Raw genomic sequence first — 5,846 nt, forward strand, 5'->3', positions numbered from 1 at the left:
GACAGTGTATATTCACTTCCGTTTTTATAAAGAGCTTCCCCCATACCGTCATTTGGCATAAAACAGTCAAAAGAAACCTTCGCTTCATTTTTCAAAAACTTCTTGTAGGCTTCCATGGAAAGGTCTTGAGTCATGAGGGGTTGTACTGTTGTCTGTGCAACCGTTGGGGTTGTAGATGGTTCTATAATAGGTGAATTAGATGGATCTTCTGCAATCGCCGAAGTCGTTGACATTGCAGTATTAGAGTCCTTAAAATTATCTACACTTTCGACTTTCATACATCCACTAGAAATTAACATTAAGGCAATAATAAAAGTTATTACCAGTTTATTTTTTATCATTTTTGTTTCTCTCCCCTAACCGTTTTGTGTGGTTTATTGTGCCTAAGTACGTATTTTTGTAAAATAATCTTTCATCCCCTGAACCGCAATCTTTAGTTTCTTCAGATACGCATTATGGTACAACTGCGTACACATCAAACTGATTACACTCCATAAAAAACCCTCGACTCTTGTCTAGAGTACAACAGGTATACCAGATTCAATAACAAACATTGTCATTAATTATAATTTCCAGCTTTGATCTTCTCTTTTTATTCTTTGTATGTACAAAAACCTGCTCAGCTTATGTGTTTATTTGATAACCAGTTTTTCTTCACTTTCATTTAAACCTAAATTAAATTCCAGATGGGTTGCAGCAGAAATATATATACCAACTCCAATCATAACATCCAATGCATACACAAGAAGCTTGTTACTATCAATTATTAATGGAAGCAGCGCAATGGCTCCAGCCGGAGGAAACCAAACTCTACTTTTAGTAAATATAAATATTGCAGCAGAAGTAATCAGTAATCCAGATACAATCAATGGTTGTCCCATTTTTATTGTTACAATTAAGCTTATTAATACACCAACCCAGGCTGCTAAAGTAACAACTGTAAAAATTTTCAAAGGTATTTTTCTTGCTTTACTATCTTCATAAGTAAGTTCAACAAATGTAACGATTAGTGGAGGTGCTATTAAATATATGTTATCAGAGAGTGCTCCTATTAAAAGAAGCGCAAGAATCACTATTAATATATACGTAAATCTTTTAAGTTCTAATTTCAAATTCATGCTATATTCATAATATATTTCTTTTTCTCTTACATTGGTAATTCCAAATATAACCTGAACGCAGATCATAACAACAGTCATTACACACACACTTATTGGGTAAATAATACTTGTTGTTTCCATTATTATTGGCAAAATGCAGGCAGAAAGCATTGGAAGAAAATTACACCGTGTTAAAATAAGCATAAATGCTGTGGATACAAAACCGAAGGCAACTTTAAAAATGAGCGGCACCGCTAAAACCCTCACAATTAGTACTCCAATAATTGCTGCATATGTCATCAACAGAATCATTTTCATTCTTCTAACCTTCCATGGTTGCTTATCTAATATTAATCCGCCAATTACCAGTGCTGCCACTTCTGGAAATATTATTTCTTTCTCATTTGTAACCTCCGAGACTCCTATCATAAGCAAGATTATTATTATCTAAACAATATATCTTAATCAGCCTCCTTCTTCCTCTGCTTCATCTATCCTATCAAAACACCCCTGAGGTTGTAACATCATTCTTGTTTCTTTGGAACAATATTATAAAAGTGGAACCGATAAGACGAGGCGTTCAATTGTACTTTTGTTAACCTTTGCCAAACTGGAGGCAAAACGAAGGCTGTAAAGAATACGGCGTTTTTCTAATTGCTCATATAAGCTGGATTAAACAATACTCAACCGTCCAAACGGATGATGGCGAAGTCTTAAAATCCAAAACAAGTTAAAGTTCTTAAAAAACGCAATACTCAACTTGAGAGGAACTCCTCATACTAAAAGCCGATTGGAATCTTCACGCCATACGCGCGCAACGAATAGATAATGTTCATAGGCTTTGTTTCCAGCATGATATAGATTCTTGGCAAAGTATTAGTTGACAATAAAATCACCCTTTATAAGCATTACAAATCAGAGCCTGCTGACCGTAACAAAGAAGTTAAATGTGCAGTAAATAAATTCATCTTTCATTATACCTTTTACTTTATTATACATGCTTCTGCATAATATTTCCATATATATTAAAAAAGGTTAAGCCTAAGTGTCATTTTTTATGACCCCGACCTAACCTCTTATATCACTCTATTTTCTTAAAACATCTTATGAAACCTATATTTCCATCATTTTTAAGGCTTAAAAATAGTAATTACTACCCTTTTTAAGACCGAAGCCCGCTACAAGCAAGCACACAACATTTTGTAGCTCGAACTTCATTTTCAGCCTTTTCACCACAATACGTCATCATTATTATCGCTTCAACGTGAGATACTTAGGCTATTCTATACTGACACATTTTGCTCAGAAAACCAGCTTATTTCCTTGCTTTTACAACCATCCCATCTCTTTAAGATAGAACATCGCGATTTTCATTTTTGCCCTTTAAATTCGTACCAACTTGATGCTTGTACCTTCCCCCGGATTTTCCACACCAACATTTGAATATCGCTTAGTATCGCATTACAAAAATTATCCGAAAACACTCCTGACAACACGATAATTGATAATTGGTTGAGCTTTGGAAGTACATACACATCAATTAGTATTCATTATATCCTCTTTCATCTAGATATTCCTCTAAACATATACCCGCTTTCGTTATTTCCGCTGCAGCTTCTTTTCCAACATACCTATAATGCCATGGTTCATAGCCTATGCCAGTGATATCAGATTTTTCCACAGGATAGCGCAGAATGAAACCATATTTATAACAGTTTTCCATCAGCCAGCGCTGTTCTGGGGTGTTCTCCTGTTGCTGATCTAGTACCTGATAGCTTGTGGCAACGATATCAACTGCCAAGCCAAGTTGGTGTTCGCTAGTGCCTGGCACTGCCACCCATTTTCCCGCTTCCACCCGGGCAGCTTCCTCTGAATATCCCTGCATCTTATACTGATTGACTTGATTATTATAAAGCATTGTCTGTTTTTCATTTGTCCTATATGACGAACAGATGAATGGAGATAAACCCACGGCACGCGCATCGTCAAGCATAGCCTGTAAGTCCGACAGTGCTCTCTCATCAATGGCATGTCCATTTTTTATTTGAGTCAGTTTAACACTGAAGTCCTCCTTTAGGGGATGATCTTTATTAACTAGCACTAAATTCCATACATCGGTATTTTCTTTTTTGGATATTTGCGTTTTATTTATCTGACTGGGAATTGTCACTTTCTGGTTTGGCGTGATAGAATTACTCTGAACATCATTTGCATTTGCTGATGCCCTTCCAATGGTAAATGTGAACATACATAAAACTATAGTTGCAAAAAAACGTATAATCTTTTTTCTTTGCTTTGTATTTCTGTTTCTACTTGTTCTGCTTATTTTACTTGGTCTACCTTCCTGTTTCCATTCATGTTTTTTCATTGTATGAATACACCCCTTTATACTTTTCCATTATTCGACGGGAAGTTAAATAAATATAAAACAACCCTTTTATAACCGTATGTTATAAAAGGGTTGCATCAAAGATTGCTCAGAATTCCATCAAACTTGTATCCTATTGTTATTTTAGTCTATTATAGGGATGATTTGTACACCAAAAATTGTTTCTTCATTGACTTGAATTAATTGGTACGCATTGGTTATATCCGTATATTTATATCGTTCTGTATCTAAAATCTTTTCTAATGTTTGTGTGCCTCCATTGATTCCTAGATATTTTACAAATAAATCCAGCATATCTTTTGCAGGCGAAAATTTTAGTGGTTCATTTGTCCAAATCATGTACGTCAGTATAAGATGTGTGTCTGCGTCCATAGTGATCTCTACTTCATATTTACCTGAAGTAAAAGCTATCTCCCAATTTTCAGTATTCATACCCGAATTGTCCATATTTATATAGGATTTAACAGTAAAGGTAATATTTTGAACTTCACTAACTTCAATAGGAGGAAACAACCCCATACTTATGAGTTTTTTCAGCTCATTCGTTACAATACGAATAATACCCCGCTTTTCACCTTGCTCGTAGATTGACCGATCTTGGCTTACCATAATGATATTATCTTGAGCCAGTATATAACCAGTAAATAAAGCAATTTTGTCTTCTATACTTAACTCTGTTTTTGCAACAGATTTTGTATCAGTCAGCTGTTGTGTTGTAACCGATCCAAACAGCATTTTATCCGTTAATCTTGAAACGAAAGGCGGTGCAAAAACAGTAATTAAGAGAGTAAAAATTAGTAGAAGAGAGATACATATAGTTTGGATTCTTTTCATACCTTCTTAGCCCCCTCAAGTCGTATTGCAACGCGGGTTCCTTTTTTCGGACTGCTTGTGAACTCCATTCTAGCATGATGAATTTTTACAATATCGGCGCAAATCGCAAGACCAAGTCCTGACCCACCCAGGGCTTTCGCTCTTGACTTGTCAACCATATAAAATGCCTCTGTAATTTTCGATAATTCAGATTCTTCCATACCTTTTCCATTATCCTCTATTGAAATCTGGTATTCATCCTCTACCCACATTCCCGAAAATACGATTTTTCCACTTTGATCTATGGATTTTCTGGCATTGTCCAGCAAATTGAAGCAAACCGTTTTCATCAAATCCGGCTCTATCATTAAAATAGCCTCCTCCGTTGAAGTGACTAAATCAATGTTTTCGTTCTTAAGAACTGGCTGCATGATTCCTATGATCTCATCAAAATAACTCTTTGCAAAGATCCGCTTTATTACAAAATCCTGCTTCTTCAACACATTTCTAGCAACTTCATAGAGAGTGCTTCCAGTCTTTTTCCCTCTTGGAAAATGTAGTTTGCTGATACAATAATCTGTTCTTGATCCATTCTTTTCGATCGTAACATATCCGCATAGCCAATCATTGAAGTAAGAGGCGTTTTTAACTCATGTGCAAAACTTCCGATAAAATCCACCTGACGTCTTGATGCATCCTTCAATTCTTCCACAGTCTGTTCCAGTTTTACAGCCATTTTATTAAAATCATTGGAAAGCTTGCCAATTTCATCATTGCTTTGAATCTCAACTCGCTGATCCAGATGTCCGTTTGCAATCTGCTTCGTTGCCAGAGACAGGTTTTTCAGCGGTTTTGTAAGCCAGTGTGTTACAAGAAACACCACCACTGCACACACTAAAATCATAGTAAATACAAGGTATTGAAAACTTGTATACTGTTCAGAACGATTTTTAAATAAGAATCCGATGTTCCTAAAATTCTCCAGATATAAAATCTCTCCTTGCAGAGTAACAGGGCCTGCTGTGTGAAGATAATAATTATGACCTGACTGAACAATTTCATATCCCCTTTTATCAAAGTCCAACTGTTTTAATATGTGATTATCCAGATCTACATTAGTGCTGTTAAAAACAGTCTGAAATGAGCTGTCACTTAAGCGAAAAGGAATGTTACCTTTAGAAGTATTAATTGTTGTGGATTTAGCAATTTGTTCTACGATTTGTTTATCATCCATAACCAAATTATACTGGCCTAGGGAATAATAAGACATTACATATTCTTTTTTGAACTCTTGCGTTAAGGCATAACGCAAAATATCATTTTCTTCATAAGCCGCCGAAATTTCCCGACTTAATGATGAACGAAACTGAGAATTAATTAGATAGTAACACCCTACACTAAATGTAACTGAAGCAATCATAATGGTACTAAAAAATATCTTCCAAAAAAAGTTCATGAATTATACCTCAAGCCTGTATCCTATTTTATAAACAGCAACAAGCTTATCCTCCAGACCAATTTTTTTGCGTAGCCTTTGTATATGC

Annotated in this window: 6 protein-coding genes and 1 pseudogene; all 7 read right to left on the bottom strand. The window is 35.4% G+C overall.

Annotated elements, in window-relative coordinates; translation table 11 throughout:
• Positions 1 to 341: hypothetical protein (locus RTK36_RS10475; RefSeq protein ID WP_312046936.1), on the bottom strand; the 341-nt coding region annotated here is incomplete at its 3' end.
• A 291-nt stretch (positions 342 to 632) separates the two neighbouring features.
• On the bottom strand, positions 633 to 1,529 hold the full coding sequence (locus RTK36_RS10480; protein WP_312046937.1) for a hypothetical protein: 897 nt from the start codon (positions 1,527 to 1,529) through the stop codon (positions 633 to 635).
• 1,111 nt (positions 1,530 to 2,640) lie between these two features.
• The gene (locus RTK36_RS10485; protein WP_312046938.1) at positions 2,641 to 3,468 is read right to left on the bottom strand and encodes a M15 family metallopeptidase; all 828 of its coding nucleotides are present in this window, start codon (positions 3,466 to 3,468) and stop codon (positions 2,641 to 2,643) included.
• Between the two features lie 144 nt (positions 3,469 to 3,612).
• Positions 3,613 to 4,323: a hypothetical protein gene (locus RTK36_RS10490; RefSeq protein WP_312046939.1), complete on the bottom strand. Its 711-nt coding sequence runs from the start codon at positions 4,321 to 4,323 to the stop codon at positions 3,613 to 3,615.
• The gene (locus RTK36_RS10495) at positions 4,320 to 4,670 is read right to left on the bottom strand and encodes a sensor histidine kinase (RefSeq protein WP_312046940.1); all 351 of its coding nucleotides are present in this window, start codon (positions 4,668 to 4,670) and stop codon (positions 4,320 to 4,322) included. Before RTK36_RS10495 ends, RTK36_RS10490 begins: the two co-directional genes overlap by 4 nt.
• Before the next feature lie 128 nt (positions 4,671 to 4,798).
• The gene (locus RTK36_RS10500; RefSeq protein WP_312046941.1) at positions 4,799 to 5,758 is read right to left on the bottom strand and encodes a HAMP domain-containing protein; all 960 of its coding nucleotides are present in this window, start codon (positions 5,756 to 5,758) and stop codon (positions 4,799 to 4,801) included.
• Between the two features lie 3 nt (positions 5,759 to 5,761).
• Positions 5,762 to 5,846 (bottom strand): annotated as a pseudogene (locus RTK36_RS16590) (DNA-binding response regulator); the annotation flags it as partial.

This window comes from Anaerotignum sp. (assembly GCF_031981185.1).
Lineage (GTDB): Bacteria > Bacillota > Clostridia > Lachnospirales > Anaerotignaceae > Chakrabartyella.